Origin of the sequence: Mucilaginibacter sp. SMC90 (assembly GCF_022811725.1) — a bacterium.
GTDB lineage: Bacteria > Bacteroidota > Bacteroidia > Sphingobacteriales > Sphingobacteriaceae > Mucilaginibacter.
In genome coordinates this window covers 1611061-1629610 of sequence record NZ_CP094527.1, presented here as the reverse complement: position 1 = coordinate 1629610, position 18550 = coordinate 1611061, and the positions used below count along the sequence as shown (strand labels likewise).

Sequence of the window (18550 nt, the reverse complement as noted above, 5' to 3'; positions counted from 1 at the left end):
TTCGAATCCAAATGGGATCACGTTTTGTAAAGCCTCTTAGATTTATCTAAGGGGCTTTTTTGTGGGCTGTGTCGCGTCCTGAAATAAGTTGACACTCAAGTTGACTTATATGGAAAAACGAACAAAGAATGTAAGTAGGCGCAGTCAGCGCGATTACAGCCTTGCCTTTAAGTTGCAGGTCGTGCAGCAGGTTGAAAAAGGCGAACTGACCTATAAAAAGGCTCAAAAACATTACGGGATCCAGGGAAGGAGTACGGTATTGGTTTGGTTAAGGAAACATGGTACCTTAGATTGGACATTACCCAAACAGTACACCTTGGAAAACGATCGGGAACTTAGTCCGGAACAGCGGATCAAACAATTAGAAGCAGCATTAAAAGATGAACAGGACAAGAACCTGATCTACAAGACCATGTTCGATATCCTGCAGCAAGAGCACGGTGTTGCATTGCCAAAAAAGTCTTTGCCCAAGCAATCCAAAGGCTCAAAGCCAAAGGAATAGTGAGCCTGTCAAAGGCTTGCAGGTTGTTTGGGATCAGCCGTCAGGGCTATTATCAAAAGCAGCAGCGCATAGAAAAGCGTTTAAAAGAACTTAGCCAGGTAAAAGCGGATGTGATTAAAGAACGAATCCATTTGCCCAGGTTGGGTACGCGTAAGCTTTATCATCGTTTAGGTAAACAGATCAGAAGCAAGGGAATAAAGATAGGCAGAGATGCTTTATTCGATTTTCTGCGTTCGGAACATATGCTGATCAAACCAAAGCACTCTTATCATAAAACGACGAACTCCAAGCACTGGTTACATAAGTATCCTAACTTACTTAAACACAGGAAAGCGGCAACGAGGCCTAACGAAGTATGGGTAAGCGATATTACTTATATCGACACTAAAGCAGAGACCGCATATCTTAGCTTGATCACTGATGCTTATTCAAGAAAGATCGTAGGATATCATCTGCATCATAGCTTGCACACAGATGGTGTGGCTGCTGCCATGCAAATGGCTGTCAGACATGAGCAGATCAAAGCGCCATTGATACATCATTCGGATAGAGGTTTGCAATATTGCTCAGCACAATATCAGCAGTTGTTGGCCAAACATCAGATTACCCCATCTATGACGGATGGATATGATTGCTATCAGAATGCTTTGGCAGAACGCATCAACGGCATTATTAAAAACGAGTTCCTGGTGGTTAAACCAGCAGATATACAGCAGGCAAGGGTAATGATTGCAGAAGCTATTAAACTTTATAACTGTCGAAGGCCTCATTTGGCTTTAAATTATCAAACACCACAATTTGTACATCAACAAAAAATCCTTGCTGGTATCGACCAACAAGGACTATCTTTAAATCATTAATTTCTGTCAACCTATTTTAGGACGACTCACTAAATTGTTGTCTTTGTCATAGGCTTCAATTTGCTTTTTTTTTCTTGTTTGCTTATTTACAATTGGTAAATGGTATACTTCCGGCACACTTTATTAACAGATCAAGGTATATTGATATCCGGTATAGCTTTATAATTATAAAGCTCGCCCAGGCTTGGTGCGGCACAGGTACCATAACTAATAAATCGTAACGTAATCAACACCTTAATTTGAACTCGGCGGATAGATAATTATGTGAAATTCCGTGATGTCTTACACACTTATTGAACAATCCTTATCCGGAATTAATTATTTATCCTTTTATGAAATCTTTTTAAATACTTTTGCCGCCCCGGAAAGCAAATTGCTTTCTGTATAAAAATGTCATACATCAAATGAAGAAAAACATCAACAAATTACTGATTGCGCTGATTTTAACGGCGTCGGCCTGTGGGAAAAAAGAAAAAGTGAATCCGGTTACCAGCCACGCGCTAACTTTTACTACAAACGCAAATGGCTATAAAACAGTTATCAGCCTGCAAAAAAGCGGCACAAGTGCAGAGGATGCTCAGGTGCTGGAATCGGTTACCAATTCAGGTACAAGCTATTCATACAAAACCACAATTGCTACGGGCGACCACCTGCTTATTACAATCAGTCCGAACGGAGCTAAAGAGGTTTATCATTACCAGATCGATGATAACAATGCGAAAGCGGATGCCGGAGATCTAACAATAGCGAACGGAACCTCGCTGATACTCCATTATCCTAAAAACTAAGTTTAGCACAACAGCTACAATTTAGCAATAGGTGATGTATCGTTCTATTTCTTTTTCGCGTATCAGTATGATAACCTTTAAACCAAAATCGGGTATCATGAAAAAATTCTTTATCATCTCATTGCTGTTGTTTATAGTAAGTGTTTGCTGCAAAAAAGAAAATGTTGGTGGAGGCGGCCTTTGTGCATGTTCTCCGGTAAGAGTGCCAGAACTGAATTTAGTTATAAAAAACACTACAGGCGACGACCTTTTAAACGATAAGACGGCAGGAGCATACGCAAAAGACAAAATTACCGTATACCGGAAAGACGAGAAAAGCAACGTGATCCCAATTGACTTTGCAATACGACCAGGGTTTTCTTATGGCAATGAAAAATTTAATTTCAATTTTTTAAACCTGGGTAATCTGGGCTTTTTGCAAAAAACACCTGCTGATATTATTTACTTAAAGCTTGGCGATAAGGAAGCGCAGGAACTGCACCTGCAGCTCAACCAGGGGAAGTACGCGGTAGACAAGCTAATAATCGGCAACGAAGAAGCTGTAAAGGATTCTGGTACCGTAGCTAAGTATGCGGATATTTTTTATCTTATACAGTAGCTTATTTAAAGGATCTATTTAAAAAGCCGGTGCGATGTTTGGCGACAGATCACCGGCTTTTATTTTTTTAAAAGGGAAAAGCCTGCTCAGCTATGTGAAGCGGTTTTATGCTTTAAGAACGCATAACGTTTATTAAATGACTGCATTGCTACTTAGCGGTCAGAAACTTTTGATAGGCTTTGATATCACAGCCGCCAAAGTCAATATTCCCGGTAGAGGAATCCCAAAAGCAGTTCTTATATAAATGCGTATTGTTAGCAACTATTAGCCAGTGATAATCTGGCGCGTAAAAAACAAACAAGTGCCTGGCTTTTACATTCCAGTAAAGTCCGTTATCTGTATTGGGATTTTTGGTACCGGGGCCGTATAACTTAATCAGTTCTTTAAGTACTGCCGACTGCAGCGTTTTAGTTTTGAGGCCTAAACGGTAAGCATAAATTACGCTGTCGGATTGAAATTTAACATACAATTTCCTGAGTTCCGGTGCATTCGCTACATGTTCCTGGTTCACAGTAGCTGTTCCCTGGTACAGGGAAGTATCTGTCCTGATCTTGTCGGAGCGCAACTGAAAAATAATTTCTGCACTATCAATCTTTAAGCCGTTAAATGAAAATGAACTGGAGTGTGATGCCTGCAAAGCAAATGAATATGGTGCATCTACATTGTTGACGCCGCCGGCATACCTGTCATCGTAATTGATAACATCGGAGGCTTTTTCCGTAAAAGTTAGTTGAGCCAGATCAACCCTTTGTTTTTCGTTACACGCCAGTAGCAGCGTGCAAATGAGTAGTAGTGATAGGTTTTTAATCATATTTATTGATCAATTTAAACAGCTTTGTAAGCGGTAGTGTACTTTTTGTTATAGTAACATTGCTTATTGTCTCCCGGTTCTTCCCAATTTCCAATACGTTTTCATGCATTTTGATCACAAAGGGGTATTTAAAAACTATTGTTCTGTGGTTAACCTGCCTGCTTTCAATATTCAGATAAGTTTTCTCTGATTGAATGGCAGCACCTTTATAGTGGATCTTTTTATAATAGCGTACTTCTTCCCTATCAGCGGCACTCACAGAATCGAGTTGATTAGTCTTGTTATAGAAATACTTGCAGATCCAGGTATCTTGCAGATCTGCCTGGCTGCGCTGCGTAACGACGGTCGCTTTTTGAATATGCCGGCCCGTTTGCGGCGAAAAAGCCTGGAAAAGCAGCGCGCCATTAATTGGATATTCTTTGACCCCGTCCGACAACAAATCCAAAATATCCAAAATAGAAGGATGCTTAAATCTTTTATAAAATGCCGGAAACAGGACATAGCGGTCGGTACTATTAACTATCACCGCATGTGCTTGATCCTGAAAAGCAAGTTTCAGGGTATCTGATGACTGGTCACTTTTGCAATAAAGGGCAAAGTCATTGCTGCTTTTGCTAAGCCGGTAACTGGCAGCTTCGGTGGCTTTATTATTTTCGACAGTGTAAGCAGAAAGCTGGTTTACGCCTTTGCTAACATATAAAGTGCGGCTGGTATCCTGGTAACCTGTACTGGTGATAAGAAAACCGCGAACAGTCTCCTTTTGCGCGAAGGACACAACAGCACTAAAAAGCAGGCAAAGTAATAGATTTATTCTGATCATGGCTTCGTTTCTATTTGAGCATCTGCGCCGATGTAAATTTCTTTCGGATCAATAATAGCGGCTTTACCTTTGTAAATCGTGGTTTTAGCGGTAACCGTGAGGCTGCTGTCCAGTGGCGTTGCTACCTGCCTGTTTAACTTCCTCAGGTCGCTGAGATCAGTTATTAGTTTGTCGTATTTTTTTCCTGTTAAAATGAGTGTTAACGGTTTTTCGTTTATCCTGGTGAATATGTAAACACTGTCCTTACGTTTCGTCAGATCATAAGTATTAAAATTAATCCTGTTTTTAATGAGGTATAGATCATTATTATTGTTTGTGAACAAGGCGAAATGAAGCTGCGGATTAGTGAAATAATAAAATGGCATATACGTATGCAGTTTACCGTTAAACTCAGTCATCTCCTGTTTAAAATGCAGGCTATCTTTTTGAAAAACGAGCTTAAAATATCCTGTGCCGGTCCATTTATCCGGGCTGGAAAGCCCGGTGGGACTACCGGGTGACGGGCCGCTCCCCTTTTCAAAATGCTCTTTATGAAAATAAGTTACCTGGACTGATTTACCCGCCTGGTTTTTTAATTCGGTCAGTACCCCGTTCCCTTTAATGGGATAGGCTGTTTGGTTATCGCTGAGGTTTTTACCAAACAGGGCAATCCAACGGCCCTGTTGCAGGAAGATGACTTTATCAATTAAAAGACTATCCAAGCGGCGGTCGTCAAGTTTATCGTAGTGAAAATAGAAAACCGCTGCCGAGCTTTGATACAGTTGTTTGAAATGCCGGTTGAGCGCAGTACTGTCTTCTTTAAGATCCTTGTTCCGATCCTCAAATTTGCTGAGTTGTTTATCGCCATTTATTATCCAACTGCAATAACTTTTAGGCGATACCAGGTAACCAGCCCAATCTGTCGGATAATCATCTGTATAAGTTAGCGAATCGGTCAGGTTTCCGTCTGCATCCAGCTTTAAATAGGTTTTCGACTGATCCTTATTTTGTTTACTGAGGATAACAGTACTGTTCTTCGCATTAAACAAGGGTGGAAAATCATCCAGACTGGTCTCATTGGCAGAACTATATAATAAAATCGCAGCTTGGTCTATTTCAGGGTAATTTTTAAACTGATCAGGCAGCGCTGTTTTAGGTAATACATTTTGAATTGAAAAATCAGATAGTGTACAAACCAGTACCGAAATGAGAATAATGATCCCTCCCAAAATGTAAATGGTGCGTTTCCTCATATATCAATCTTTAACGCTCGGGGATTAGTTTAGTTTGAACAATCAGCCGTTCCAACCGTTTCATAGCTATGAAACCTTTGCTTTTGTTAATACTGTTTTCCGGAGCTTTAAGCATATCGGCACAACCCGGGAAAAATATTTACCGGAATAACCGCTGGCATTTTTCTTTTGAGATCGCGCCCGAATGGAAGGTCAACGCGGCGGGCGACGGATTCAATTATACCTGTGTGCCGGTCACCAAGCCTGCTAAAGCTGCTTATGAGGGGTATGATTATGTATTCCTGTTAGAGGTTAAGGAAATGGGACTGGATTCGGCGGCGAGTATTTTTCATAAGGACGGCGCGGAATATTTCTATAGTCCGCCAATGGGCGAAGATAAAAAGGTTGATCGGGTTAAAGGTGCCGGGTTCGTGGCTTTGCATGAAGTACACTCCTGCCGAGTAAGCCTGGATAAGAAGGTTCCACAGGAGACAACGGTGGTTGATGGCTGCGAGCAATTGTATCTGTCCAATGGAAAGATCACCCTGGTGCTCACGACCGGCGGTATAGCATTGGATGAAGCGGACTATAAGCGGATATTAAGTACACTCCATTTTTTCTGAGAAGCTGTTTAAACGATTGTTTTTAAATGTAGAGACGCATCACATGCGTCTCCCGTGTGCAATTTCCGACGGGATTAGAAGTCTTTTGAATCGGCTTGTCCACCGGGAGACGCATGTAATGCGTCTCTACAAAAAACTTTCTAATAGAATTTAAACAACTTCTGAGAAGCTGTAAAAACGATTGTTTTTAAATGTAGAGACGCATAATTGCGTCTCCCGCATGCAATTTACAGTGGCGAAATAGCCTGCAAGGAGGCTTGTCCTAAGGGAGACACAATTATGCGTCTCTACATAAAAGAAATCTTCATTGCTGTTGATGTAGCGATAAGAGGGATTTAGCCCGATATTGGTTGAAACCACCGACAATGAATATTTTGCATTTTTAAACAGTTTCCGAGCATTTAATTTTATCGTGACCGCTTTGTTATTAATGTAATATTTACCGGTAATTGTGCCGGGCCTGTTACCATAGGCTTCCTGCATATTGTTCAAAATGAAATAGCTATTGTTTTTATTGGTGATAAATTTCAGGTGATGCTGTTCGTCGGGTGAATTGCTTTCCGGTTGAAATTTGATATTTTTCGATATAATATAACTGGCACCTATGTAGCCATCAGCTAAACTGAGTTGTACGGAATGCCCATTTAAGATACCCTTGTAAGAGAATGCTTCATAAGCTTTTGGCACACCTTGCGCGAAGCCAAGCGCTGGTAACAGGATTAGTATAACTGCCTTGGCAAACCAGGTTGAGCCGATCTTACCGAACTTGCGGGTTTTGTTGATACTGATAGCCGAAAAGCCGAGTTCACGTTCGGCCATGGTTAAAAATTGCTTTAACTGCTCATTTTTTTCCCGGATAAACTTACCGGTTGCCAGGTAATCCGAAAGGTCGATCTTTTTACCATCGTTAAACTCAAAACACATGGATACCGTACTTGTCGCATCCCGGAAGTGGTTGAAACTATAAAAGCCTCTTAATTCGCTTTTTAGGTAGCTGATGGTTTTGTTATCGTAATTAAAATTGATGTGATCATCGTCAAAAATAATGGTGACTGTTTAAATTCAAAGGAGCGTAGTTGTTGCATATAATTGTTATACAACAGCTATACCCCATTGTTGTTTATGGCACCAATACTTCATTCCCAATAATTTTCCACGCACGGGCATTGGTTGGTAAACCATCAAATAACCTAATTTTTCTTAAGCAGTTTTTAAGTTAATTCCCTCAAAGGTTAGTATCCCGTCCTGTATTGTTTTACCTATAGCTTCTGAAAGTTGCTGCCTTATTTCATCTGTTACCCTTAAAAATCCTAATAATTTAGCAATTAAAGGGATGGCTTCCTGTTCGGTAATCATGATGGCATCTTCAACCACTTGCCTGATAGCTTCGTAAATTTCTTCGGGCGAAACTAAAGTTAGTTTCCGGTACGCCGCCGGCAATTTACTTCGGTCGCGCACGATAGCTGACTGCATTTCCGGCGTCCATAAAAATTCTCCCCGGGCAATCACTTTATGTTCATTTTTAGCCCGCTCCAAAGCTTGTGTCAATGTATAGCGGATGCGAGAACCTACTTTAGCTATTCCTGCTGCATCAGCAATTCGTTTAGCTACCTCATCAAAATGTACCGGACTTTCTGTTTGCACAACTTCAGCTATCCAATTTCCGAGCTCTTCGAAAGTATATAGTTGGAATTCTGCACGAATATGTTCGATATGAATATCAGCCAATCTATATTCAGGAGTAGGCACAGTATCCGTAACCTGCTCCCTGCTTACCTCTTGCTGCCAGGCTTCATTTTCTCTATCTATGGTCACGGCCACTTGCTTTGCCTGCTCAATCGCAGTTAACAGCCGCGCCAATTCGCGGGCCGGATTTCGGTACCAATCAACACTCCAAACGTGATATAGTTTCCAGCCAAAAAGCTCCAGTACCTGCGAACGCAGACGATCTCGGTCAGTAGCAGATGCAGCACTGTCATAGGATTTACCATCGAATATCAGCCCAATTATATAACGGCCGGGGTTTTCAGGGTCGACAATAGCCAGATCCAGGTAGAAGCCAGGCGAACCTACCTTACTGCGAACAATATGCCCGGCTTTGGTGAGCTGCATTGCAACCTCTTCCTCAAATGGCCTTATCTCCGGGGACACTATTGTATCTGGTTTTTCAAATTTGGCGTACTGTGCAAAATACAAGAAGCTTTTTAGCGCCCTTATACCGAAACGCGACGAATCGTTTACTTTGATATCTTCCGAGGTAATATTGGTGAATACTTCGCATCGCATTTTAGCACGGGTGATCAGTACATTCAACCTGCGCTCTCCGCCTTCATTGTTTAGCGGACCAAAATTCATGGGTACCTTACCGTCTTCTGTACGACCATAACCAATGCTGATCATTACCACATCCCGTTCGTCACCCTGAACATTCTCCAGGTTTTTGATAAAAAAAGGCTCTTCGGGCTTGCCGTTAAAAAAGCTTTCTGTAGCAGGACTGGCCTTACGCTCAATTTCCAGCGCTGCTTGTATTGCCTGAGCCTGAGCTGTGCTAAAAGCCACAACGCCAAGACTCTGTACCGGATATTTTGCAGCATGTTCAATAACAGCCTTAGCTACCGTCTGCGCCTCCAGCAAATTCATTCTTGTTTTGCCCCTGTCATAAACAGCATCGGGCAAATGATGAAAGCGCAAACCCAAGTTTTGTCTTGAGCCCGGGCTGGGGAAAATCACCAGCTTATCTTCATAAAATTCACGATTAGATAGTGTAATAAGCGATTCATGCTGACTACGGTAATGCCATTTCAGCATCCGCGTGGGCGCACCCTGCCCATCACACATACCTAAAATACTTTGCATATCTGCTGTTACATTCTCTTCTTCTTCAATATCGGTGTTCAGCTTATCAAAAAAGCTGGTTGGCGGCAACTGGCGGGTATCCCCTACTACCACCAGCTGTTTCCCGCGGGCAATGGCACCAATGGCATCCACCGGACGTACCTGGCTGGCCTCATCAAATATCACCAGGTCAAAATCAATAGCCCCCGGTGGCAGGAAATTAGCTATCGACATGGGGCTCATCATCCATACCGGTTTAATGGCCTGCATGGCCTTACCAGCCTCTTCTACCAGCTTACGGATAGGCATATGCCTGGCTTTTTTATTAAATTCGGTTTTCAGGATATTCACCTGCCCACCGGCGCTTCCTTTAGGTAACTCTTCCCAATGTTTAAGGGCTACCCTTGCGCGGTTGTAATATAAATTTACCTGGTCCAGCTTTTTAAATTTGGCGATAACCTCCTCATGGCTTGCCCGCTCAAACCTTGATATTTCCGGGCTTTTTCTAAAAGCCTCCCCAACCAGGTATTCATACCATGTTTTTTGCAAACTTATCTTTAACAGATCCTTAGCTTCCTGCCAGGAAACGGCCGCCTGCGCCAGGAATGCAAATCCCTCTTTATCGGCCTGTGCGCACAGTTGGTTCCAGTCAATAGCCAGTTGCAATTCTGCAAAATGCCCGATCCAATGTTTCCATATATTTTCCTGCTCTGTATATGCAGTTGGAAAAGCATCGATCTCCAAAGCTTTTAATGCCTGGCTGTTCAGCTCATTTACCATCCTCGCCTCGTTTTGCACTGCAGACAGGTAGCCGGCCGCTACGGATGTGGCTTCATGTTTTAATAGATAACTTAATAAAACGGGATCTTTTATTTCGGCAAGATAAATTGCTGCAGCCTGTAACGACCGCCAGTCGGACCGCTGTTTTAGCCACCGGCCGCCAAATAAATTCAGTGCAAAGGTATCGTACTGCTTAAGCGTGTTTTCCAACCTCCGTGCCTCGGAGATGGCATCTACCAGTTTCAGCTTTTCACTGGCTTCAGCAGGTAGGGTTATCTTAAGCAAGGCTGCTAATTGTTGCTTACTATTGCGGTACCCTCCATTTAAGTTACGGTACCATTTATCTCCGTAGGTAACAATATTGCGCCTGATCTCCAGGATATCCTGCGACCACGCTTCCGCTACGAATGTATCTTTATAATTTCGGTATAAGCTTTCCAGTTCTTCGCCGGTTGCAATCAGTTCTCTGATATCTTCGGCTTTTGTTTGCCAGGTTGGGTCATCTATATTTAACGCGCTCAGATCAGGTGCCCGCATAGCCACGTTTAACAAACGTTCCAGTTCTGGTAACGCTGTTGCATTTGCAGGCAAAGGAAAACCTGTTTTTTCGTGAATATCTTTTAACAACACCAAATATTCAGATACGGCACGAAGTGCGGCTTCCATCCGCTGTAAAATTGTTCCTTTGTCGTGTGGTAATACCAGCATTAGTTTGCTATGGTAAAAAACCAGATCGCTTGGTGCACCAATGTCCTTTATCCTTGCCTGGATACGGTCGGCCCACTCTTCCGCAAGCCTCATCTTTTCCTCATTCCAGCTGCTGATATTTTCAATCGGCAGGTTAACGAGGTTCCCTTTTTTGGCTTTTTCGTCAATCTGTATCAAAAAGCCCATCACCTGCTGTGCGCTTAAACCGCTTCCTGCAATCTGGTGATTAATCACCCGGCAATAATCATTTAACTCTGCCCGGTAAATCTCGAGCATCTGTATCTCCAGTTCAAGTTTTGCAGTTTGGGGTTTCCCCAGTTCCATTACCCGTCTTATCTCCTGCAATACGTCGCGCTTATTGGTTTTATGGCTGTGAAGTTCCAGGCAGGCCATTCCAAGGTCGATATGATCTAAACGACGTTTAACCACATCAAGCGCTGCCATCTTTTCGGCAACAAACAAAACTTTTTTGCCCTGCCCAACGGCATTGGCAATGATATTAGTTATCGTTTGCGATTTGCCCGTTCCCGGCGGGCCCTGTATAACCAGGTTTCCGCCATCCTGTACCGCCAGCATCGCCATAAGCTGCGAACTGTCGGCATCTACAACACGAAACAGATCGTTGGCTTTCGTGTCTGCATCTAAATCGTGTTCTTCTTCCAGAACATCTTCATGAAAACCATTTTCCAGAAGGGCAGATACATTTGGATGAACTTCCGGTTTTATTGCGGCCGGCCAATTGTCGGTATCCAAATCATTATATATCAAAAATTTCCCAAAAGAGAAGAACCCCAGTTCCACCGCATCGGTATCAATTGACCAGTTGATTTGTTTGGCAATGTGAGACTTTACATCTTTGATATAATCACCAAAAACAAATTCTTCCGTTTCCGGCATATCCGGGATGGTAAGGTTAAAGTCGCTCTTCATTTTTGCCTGCAGGGACAGGTTAGCACCTATCTCACTCCCCGTATACCTCAGCCTGAACCTTTCCTGCGCACTGGAACGTTCTAAACTTACAGGTACCAGTACCAATGGTGCAGAACGCAGTGTCTCGGTATCTGCAGCATCGTACCAGCGCAGCATCCCCAATGCAATATACAGGAGGTTAACCCCCTGTTCCTCGATACTGGTACGGGCAAAATAATAGGTATTCAACAAACGGCTTTGCAGTTTTTGCTCGTCCTCGTCTGTTTGCAATTTAGTATCCTGGTATTTTGCTTCCCCTACGGGGAAACTGTCACCCTCTTTTAGCGCCAAAAAGGTCATAGCCTTTTGTTGCCTTACCAGGATATCATAAATGAATTCCGCTTTTTCGTCAACAATATGTACACCTTTACCTTTTGTTATCTTGTAATTAAGTAATGGGTTTCTAAGCCCCAGGTCCAGCAGTTCTTTTCTTGAAGACTCTAACCGGGACTGTATAGTTTCCTGCATAATCCAAAGCTAACAAAAACCCTGCTGATTTCTGAACCGGAACAAATGGAGAAACGGTCCATTTAACACGGAGACCTATTAGCAACCTTTATGATCAGTGTTTATTCAAAACTACAACTACATTAATTACCCCGGATAGGTTTGTGCAATAGTCCGCTTTCACGCAACATTGGTAGTAATAAAGGCATCGTTATACTATTCCAAAGAGTTCGACCGGCCTGAAAACCGGAGGAATATATTACTTTTTCATTTTCGGATAACATCTATGGCTAAAGAAGCTTATATTTGATAAAACGATTTACTAAATGAATAAATTTTATACTTCCTTATTAGGTAGCTTGTTGACGGTAGCCGGTTTCAGTGGTATTGCAAACGCGCAGCTCAATCACCACCCTGCCAATCAGCCTTATTATCACGCATCTGCCCCCAAAATCAATGATTTGATAGATACCCGGCTTGATGTGAAATTTGATTATCAACATTCACAATTAAATGGAAAGGAATGGGTTCTCCTGAAACCTCATTTTTATCCTACCGACTCCGTTCGCCTTGATGCCAAGGGAATGGATATTAAAACTGTTGGCATTGTGGAGCAGGGAAAAGTGATGCCTCTAAAATACAACTATGAAGACAGCCTTCAATTAGTTATCCACCTCAATAAAACTTACACCGAAAAGGAACGTTACACGCTGTTTATTGAATACACCGCAAAACCAAATGAATTACATGATAAGCCGGGATTTAAACTTGACGGTAAAGGCTTATACTTTGTAAATCCGCAGGGTAAAGAAAACGGCAAGCCTACCCAAATCTGGACGCAGGGAGAAGCAGAAAGCTCATCATGCTGGTTCCCGACCATTGATAAGCCGGATCAAAAAACCACCGAGCAAATAAGCATGACGGTACCTGCCAAATACACCACACTATCAAACGGTTTACTTGTAAGCCAAAAAAACAACGCCGATGGCACCCGTACCGATACCTGGAAACAGTCGCTGCCGCATTGCCCTTATTTATTTATGATGGCAATAGGCGATTTTAAAGTTTACAAAGATAAGTGGCGGAATAAAGAAGTTTCGTATTACCTGGAGCCTACCTATGCGCCGTATGCCAAACAGATCTTCGGACAAACGCCCGAGATGATGGAGCTTTATTCAAAAACACTCGGCGTAGATTTTCCGTGGGAAAAATACGCACAGGTGGTTGTCCGGGATTACCCGCTTGGTGCCATGGAAAACAGTTCAGCCACCCTGCATGGCGAGTACGTACAAAAAACTCCATGGGACCTGGTTGACGACCCCAACGGTTCAGGTGGTACAACCATTGCACATGAACTTTTCCACCAGTGGTTTGGTGACCTTGTGACCTGCGAAAGCTGGAGCAACGAAACATTAAATGAATCATTTGCCGTTTTTGGCGAGAAATACTGGAACGAAAAAAAATATGGCAAAGACGATGGGGATGCCAAAAGATACGACGAATTGCAAGCCTATCTTAATAATGGTACCGCTTACAAACAGCCCCTTGTCGCCTTTGTTTATGCAGATGAGGACGGCATTAACGGAGCCAATATTTACGACAAAGGCGGCTTAGTGCTAAATATGCTGCGCAATTACCTTGGCGACGATGCTTTTTTTAAAGGATTAGGAAATTACCTAAAAAACCATGCTTTTAAAAACGGCGAAGTGCATGATTTGAGACTGGCCATGGAAGAGGTATCCGGAAAGGACCTGAACTGGTTTTTTAATCAATGGTACTATGGTGCAGGGCACCCTGTGCTTGATATCTCCTACCGTTGGGATGAAACCAGCCATCAGCAAAAGGTTATGATCAGCCAGAAGCAGGATGGGCAGATCTTCAAGGTCCCGGTTGCAGTAGATCTGTACGTTCAGGGAAAAGCTATAAGGAAACAGGTTTGGCTAACGCAAAAAACTGACACACTAAGTTTTGACTGTGCTGCCAAACCGGAGCTGGTTAATATTGATGCCGATAAAGTTTTGCTTAGCAAAAAAGCTGACCATAAAAACCTCAGCGAATTTAATTACCAATACCACCATGCCCCTCTTTACCTTGACAGGCTGGAAGCTTTGACTGCCGCCATTGATCAGCAAACGTCAAAACAAGGTATGGATATCGTCATTTCTGCATTGAAAGACAAATATCACGGCCTTCGTTTGAAAGCCATCAAGTCGCTTAAAATGGACAGTGCGGAAATAACGAAAGTGGCCCTGCCAATTTTAACCGGTCTGGCCCTTAATGATCCAAACTACCCTGTGCGCGCTGCTGCTATCAGCGTTTTGGGGAAAACAAAATCGAAAGATTACCTTAGTATCTACCAAGCGTCGCTTGGCAGCCCATCATACACAGTTAAAGGAGCAGCACTTATTGCACTCAACGCGGTAACCCCAGCGGATGCCTATCAAGCCGCCAGGCGTTTAGAAGCTGATGCCAAAGGGCAGCTGGGTTATGCTGTCATCACGGCATATGCTACCAGTGGTTCGGACGAAGAATGGCCTTATGTGATCAGTGCATTCAAAAAAAGTTCGGTACAGGCAAAATTTGATTTAGTGCGCGGACCGCTTACAAAAATGATAAGCAGGCTTGAAAATAAGCAACATGTTCAGGAAGGTATCAATGCCATCAAAGAACTTGCCATCAGCTTTAAAAAATATGGTATCGCCCCGAAGCTGATCACTGCTTTACAACAAATTGAGGAAGACCGGAAAAAGCTTAACGATACATTATCCGTAACCGCTGTTGAAGATGCTATAAAAGAAATTAACGAAGCCAAGGCTTAGAAGATAAAGTTTTTCTTTATAACATATGCCGGGGCAGCCCGGCATATGTTATAAAGAGGACTAAAGAAACGCAATCATTGAAAGGGCACTGCGGGAAAGCGGCCCGTTTATGCATAGACTCTTTATAGTCAGTTATGGAATACTACAGAATATTCTGAAAACCTGTTTATTTAAAATCGCCAATCATTACTGTCGATTGGCTTTCATTTAACAATCGTAAATTACTATATGTAAACTAAATAAGATATGTTGCTGAAGATAGCCTAAGCATATACCAAAAGCAGGCTTGAAAAAGCTAAAATACGGTAAGCAACGTCTACCTCTTTGTCACCAATTCCCTGAAACCCACCAGCTCATCCCACCTTGCTCCCGGTGCGCGATAATAGGTGAGCATCTGGTATTCATTCTCTGTTTCAAAATGGCTGCCTTCAAATGGCACATCATCGGCCTTGTTGGTTTTGGCATCTAACCATACGTATTCGTAGTCGTACACGCCTTGCTTTAGCAGCATGTTTACAGTGTACCTGCCATTATCAAGCGGGTGCAGCTTGTTACTTTCTTCAAGGCGGTAATTATTAAATTGCCCTACTACGTACGGAGCTCCATCTTTAGGATCTTTGCTGGTTGACAAGGTGAAGTAAACATGAGCGTAATCGGCATCGGTAGCCGGGGTGGTGCCATCCTGGTTCAGGATGTAAAATTTGCCGTCGTTATCATATTGAAAAACGTAATTAGACTGGTCGCGTACAGGATCACCAAGCAGTACCACTACGTTTGTAGAGTCTTTATAAATTTTAGCTACCCTTTGCGAGTTAAGTTTCAATGTACGCGTATCAAACAGCCTGAACTCGTTACGCCCCGGAAAATCGTTAATCGCAACATCATTATAAATCAACTGTGAGCCGCGAATGTAAGTCGGCTGCCCGTTAAGTAGCGCCGTTTCTGTTCGGGCATTTTGTAAAATAAAAGTACGCAGGGCGTAGGCAGGGTTTTGCACCACAAGTCCAGAATAATCAACCGTAAAATTGACTTTTTGGTTGGTTTGCCGTGTAGCGTTGTTTGCCGAAGGTACCAAATCGGCAGCTATAGACACGCGTTTGCCCAGCACATATAGCCGGCGGGTAAGCACCATTTTATTTTGATCGCCATCTTCATAAACCTTTAGCACATAATTGCCCGATATTTTAGGGGCGATGTTGTTGTTAGGTAACGAAATTTCGTAATGGGTATACTTTTGCATTGTACCTGTAGAGTAACTGTAATTGTACAGTCTATCATCGGCAAAGCTTTGCAAATATTCGGCAGATGACAAGTTTGATGAGTTCCAGTTGGCATCGCAATGCTCAATGGTATAATAATAGTTACGACTACCTCCCCGCAGGTCATCAAAGGCCAGCAGCACTTTTTCGTCCGCTCCCAAATTGATCACCGGAAAAGAACCTTGTTTGGCTGTGTTATAAAACTCAACGCTTTTTATAGCTGGTGAGTAAACGTTGTTGTTATAGGGAGACTGGGCGAAGGTTTTTAACGACAGGAGGGTGAAAAGGATGATGTAAAGCTTTTTCATTTATATAAACCTGCTAATTCAGTTAAACTACAAAATAACCGACATTGCCTGGTACCTCGCAATGTCGAGTTAATTTATAATATTGTTTAAACCACCATGTCATTGCGAGCGATAGCGTGGCAATCGCATGCTATACAGAGCGGCCCTGTGTAGTTCGCGATTGCTTCCGTCCTCGCAATGACATGGTGGTGCATAGTATCCTATCTTAAGATTCCAGCTCCAAAATTTGCTCGGCCAATGCCTCCCATTTATCCTGAATTTGTTTCAGTTCGGTTTGCTTAGCACTGTAGGCGGCATTGGTTTGCTTTAGTTTGGCACCGTCGCTATATATTTTTTCGTCGGCCAGCTGGGTTTCCAATTGCTTTACTTCTTTTTCAAGGTCGGCAATCTGTTGCTCCATTTTGGTCAGGTCCTGGTTTAGTTTTTTAAGCTGCTGATGCTTGTTTTCGCCTTGCGGCTGTTTAACAGGCTCCGGCTTTTTCTCTTCCTTTTTAGGCTGAGGTGCTGGCGCAGCAGCTTTTGGCTCCAATTTACGGTTGGCATACCACACATCGAACTCGGCATAGGTACCCGGATAAATTTTTATTTTCTGATCTTCAATAAACCAGATCTTGTTAGCTACATTATCAAGGAAATACCTGTCGTGCGATACCACAATGAAAGTGCCTTCGTATTGATCTAATGCCTGGATCAGGATATTTACCGATTGCATGTCTAAGTGGTTGGTGGGCTCATCCAGTACCAGGAAGTTAGCATCGGCAGTAAGCGCCTTTGCCAAAGCCACGCGCGATTTTTCACCACCCGATAATACCTTGATCTTCTTGAACACATCATCGCCGGTAAACAAAAACGAACCTAAAATGGTACGTAATTCTGTATCAGTATGTTTTGGAGCAAATGATTGCAGCTCCTGTAATATCTGATTTTCGAGATGTAAAGATTCCAACTGGTGCTGGGCGAAAAACGTAGTGGTTACGTTATGGCCGACAGTCACCTTACCAGTATAATCATTATCGGCCGAAGCAATGATTCGCAGCAAGGTTGATTTACCTTTACCGTTGGCACCGATGAGGGCAATTTTATCGCCTTTTTCAATTACAGCCTCGCCACCATTTAAAATATCAATTGCAGGATATTTTTTTACGATATCTTCTAACGTTATAACGTGCCTGCCCGATTGTTTGGAGAAACGGAAAGCGAAGTTAACTGACGGATTATCATCGTCCACATCGTCAATACGCTCCATTTTATCCAACATTTTGATACGCGACTGCGCCATTTTTGCCTTAGAGGCTTTGGCACGGAAACGCTCGATCAAACGCTCTTCCTGTTTAATTTTTGATTGCTGGTTTTTAAACTCACCGCGCTGAATTTCTTCGCGCAGGGCTTTTTCTTCCAGATAGAAAGAGTAGTTACCCGCGTAAACAGTAAGTTTACCTTTACGCGATTCAACCGTACGGTTGATCACCTTATCCAGGAACCACCTATCGTGTGATACGATAATGATAGCACCGGTAAATGCCTTCAAATAATCTTCCAGCCATTGGATGGATGGTAAGTCCAGGTGGTTGGTAGGCTCATCCAGCAACAGGATATCGGGTGCCTGTAAAAGGATTTTGGCCAGCATTACACGCATACGCCAACCGCCCGAAAACGTGCTCAGCTTACGTTTGCAATCGTCATCACTAAAGCCCAAACCGGCTAAAATTTCGTGCGCCTTGTATTCAATATTATAACCGTCAAGCAGTTCAAATTCATGCTGCTTGTCACTTAGTTTATTTAATAATTCTTCGCTATAATCCGTTTCCAGCTTTTTGAGCAGGTTCTCGATCTCGTCGTGCAGTTGGTTCTGGCGCTCAAAGGCTTCCATGGCTACGTGCACTATATTTTTATCAGATGAGTATGAAAGCAGATCCTGGTTAAGGTACCCCATGGTAAGGTCCTTAGCCATTGATATGGTTCCGGAAGTAGGCTTATAGTCGCCTACTATAATTTTTAAAAGAGTGGTTTTACCAGTACCGTTGGCACCAATTAAACCAATTTTTTCACCGGGTTTAATATGCCAGTTAGCTTCATCATATAGGGCCCGCGCACCAATCTCGAACGTAAGGTTATTTATAGCAATCATTTACGCGCAAAGATACGCTTTTTGAGGCGAAAGGTTAAAGGCGAAAGGTTAAAGGTTTTTCAGGGGGAGGTGAAAGCAGAAAGG

General features: G+C 42.8%; 12 protein-coding genes. 5 read left to right on the top strand and 7 right to left on the bottom strand.

Features of this window, described 5'->3' with window-relative positions; genetic code table 11:
- Nucleotides 1-109: 109 nt before the first annotated feature.
- From MTO98_RS07070 to MTO98_RS07060, 3 genes are all read left to right on the top strand, one after another.
- Nucleotides 110-1362 (top strand): IS3 family transposase gene (locus tag MTO98_RS07070; RefSeq protein WP_371825378.1). Its coding sequence is split into 2 segments (ribosomal slippage): nucleotides 110-452 and nucleotides 452-1362, totalling 1254 coding nucleotides; the frame shifts between segments, so codons are not numbered across the junction.
- 404 nt (nucleotides 1363-1766) lie between these two features.
- The gene (locus tag MTO98_RS07065) at nucleotides 1767-2150 is read left to right on the top strand and encodes a hypothetical protein (protein ID WP_243485901.1); all 384 of its coding nucleotides are present in this window, start codon (nucleotides 1767-1769) and stop codon (nucleotides 2148-2150) included.
- 97 nt (nucleotides 2151-2247) lie between these two features.
- Nucleotides 2248-2748 carry a hypothetical protein gene (locus tag MTO98_RS07060; protein ID WP_243485900.1) on the top strand — a complete coding sequence of 167 codons (501 nt, stop codon included), beginning with the start codon at nucleotides 2248-2250 and terminating at the stop codon, nucleotides 2746-2748.
- A 148-nt stretch (nucleotides 2749-2896) separates the two neighbouring features.
- Here the strand turns inward: MTO98_RS07060 and MTO98_RS07055 are convergent, their stop codons facing one another.
- Genes MTO98_RS07055 through MTO98_RS07045 form a run of 3 tightly spaced genes read right to left on the bottom strand, consistent with a single transcriptional unit; the run spans nucleotide 2897 to nucleotide 5611 of the window.
- Nucleotides 2897-3559: a hypothetical protein gene (locus tag MTO98_RS07055; RefSeq protein WP_243485899.1), complete on the bottom strand. Its 663-nt coding sequence runs from the start codon at nucleotides 3557-3559 to the stop codon at nucleotides 2897-2899.
- Nucleotides 3552-4379 carry a hypothetical protein gene (locus MTO98_RS07050; RefSeq protein WP_243485898.1) on the bottom strand — a complete coding sequence of 276 codons (828 nt, stop codon included), beginning with the start codon at nucleotides 4377-4379 and terminating at the stop codon, nucleotides 3552-3554. Before MTO98_RS07050 ends, MTO98_RS07055 begins: the two co-directional genes overlap by 8 nt.
- Nucleotides 4376-5611: a hypothetical protein gene (locus tag MTO98_RS07045; RefSeq protein ID WP_243485897.1), complete on the bottom strand. Its 1236-nt coding sequence runs from the start codon at nucleotides 5609-5611 to the stop codon at nucleotides 4376-4378. The genes MTO98_RS07050 and MTO98_RS07045 overlap by 4 nt, the downstream gene beginning before the upstream one ends.
- 68 nt (nucleotides 5612-5679) lie before the next feature.
- Between MTO98_RS07045 and MTO98_RS07040 the strand changes: the two genes are divergently transcribed.
- Nucleotides 5680-6213 carry a hypothetical protein gene (locus MTO98_RS07040; RefSeq protein ID WP_243485896.1) on the top strand — a complete coding sequence of 178 codons (534 nt, stop codon included), beginning with the start codon at nucleotides 5680-5682 and terminating at the stop codon, nucleotides 6211-6213.
- A 150-nt stretch (nucleotides 6214-6363) separates the two neighbouring features.
- Here the strand turns inward: MTO98_RS07040 and MTO98_RS07035 are convergent, their stop codons facing one another.
- Entirely contained in the window at nucleotides 6364-7137 is a 774-nt protein-coding gene (locus MTO98_RS07035) for a hypothetical protein (protein ID WP_243485895.1), read from the bottom strand.
- Nucleotides 7138-7413: 276 nt separating this feature from the next.
- A complete protein-coding gene (locus tag MTO98_RS07030) occupies nucleotides 7414-11973 on the bottom strand; it encodes a DUF3320 domain-containing protein (RefSeq protein WP_243485894.1) in 4560 nt (1519 codons plus the stop codon).
- A gap of 305 nt (nucleotides 11974-12278) precedes the next feature.
- Between MTO98_RS07030 and MTO98_RS07025 the strand changes: the two genes are divergently transcribed.
- Nucleotides 12279-14771 carry a M1 family metallopeptidase gene (locus MTO98_RS07025; protein ID WP_243485893.1) on the top strand — a complete coding sequence of 831 codons (2493 nt, stop codon included), beginning with the start codon at nucleotides 12279-12281 and terminating at the stop codon, nucleotides 14769-14771.
- A 316-nt stretch (nucleotides 14772-15087) separates the two neighbouring features.
- Here MTO98_RS07025 and MTO98_RS07020 read toward each other — a convergent pair whose 3' ends face one another.
- Both MTO98_RS07020 and MTO98_RS07015 read right to left on the bottom strand, forming a co-directional pair.
- Nucleotides 15088-16338: a DUF5103 domain-containing protein gene (locus MTO98_RS07020; RefSeq protein ID WP_243485892.1), complete on the bottom strand. Its 1251-nt coding sequence runs from the start codon at nucleotides 16336-16338 to the stop codon at nucleotides 15088-15090.
- Between the two features lie 205 nt (nucleotides 16339-16543).
- Complete coding sequence (locus MTO98_RS07015) at nucleotides 16544-18466, bottom strand: ABC-F family ATP-binding cassette domain-containing protein (RefSeq protein ID WP_243485891.1); 1923 nt, start codon at nucleotides 18464-18466, stop codon at nucleotides 16544-16546.
- Nucleotides 18467-18550: the final 84 nt, after the last annotated feature.

What these genes read in the sequence shown, in the direction of transcription:
- MTO98_RS07025 (WP_243485893.1), top strand. Translation starts at nt 12,279, where the DNA reads ATGAATAAATTTTATACTTCCTTATTAGGTAGCTTGTTGACGGTAGCC.
- MTO98_RS07055 (WP_243485899.1), bottom strand. Translation starts at nt 3,559, where the DNA reads ATGATTAAAAACCTATCACTACTACTCATTTGCACGCTGCTACTGGCG.
- MTO98_RS07045 (WP_243485897.1), bottom strand. Translation starts at nt 5,611, where the DNA reads ATGAGGAAACGCACCATTTACATTTTGGGAGGGATCATTATTCTCATT.
- MTO98_RS07030 (WP_243485894.1), bottom strand. Translation starts at nt 11,973, where the DNA reads ATGCAGGAAACTATACAGTCCCGGTTAGAGTCTTCAAGAAAAGAACTG.
- MTO98_RS07040 (WP_243485896.1), top strand. Translation starts at nt 5,680, where the DNA reads ATGAAACCTTTGCTTTTGTTAATACTGTTTTCCGGAGCTTTAAGCATA.
- MTO98_RS07050 (WP_243485898.1), bottom strand. Translation starts at nt 4,379, where the DNA reads ATGATCAGAATAAATCTATTACTTTGCCTGCTTTTTAGTGCTGTTGTG.
- MTO98_RS07015 (WP_243485891.1), bottom strand. Translation starts at nt 18,466, where the DNA reads ATGATTGCTATAAATAACCTTACGTTCGAGATTGGTGCGCGGGCCCTA.
- MTO98_RS07035 (WP_243485895.1), bottom strand. Translation starts at nt 7,137, where the DNA reads ATGTGTTTTGAGTTTAACGATGGTAAAAAGATCGACCTTTCGGATTAC.
- MTO98_RS07060 (WP_243485900.1), top strand. Translation starts at nt 2,248, where the DNA reads ATGAAAAAATTCTTTATCATCTCATTGCTGTTGTTTATAGTAAGTGTT.
- MTO98_RS07065 (WP_243485901.1), top strand. Translation starts at nt 1,767, where the DNA reads ATGAAGAAAAACATCAACAAATTACTGATTGCGCTGATTTTAACGGCG.
- MTO98_RS07020 (WP_243485892.1), bottom strand. Translation starts at nt 16,338, where the DNA reads ATGAAAAAGCTTTACATCATCCTTTTCACCCTCCTGTCGTTAAAAACC.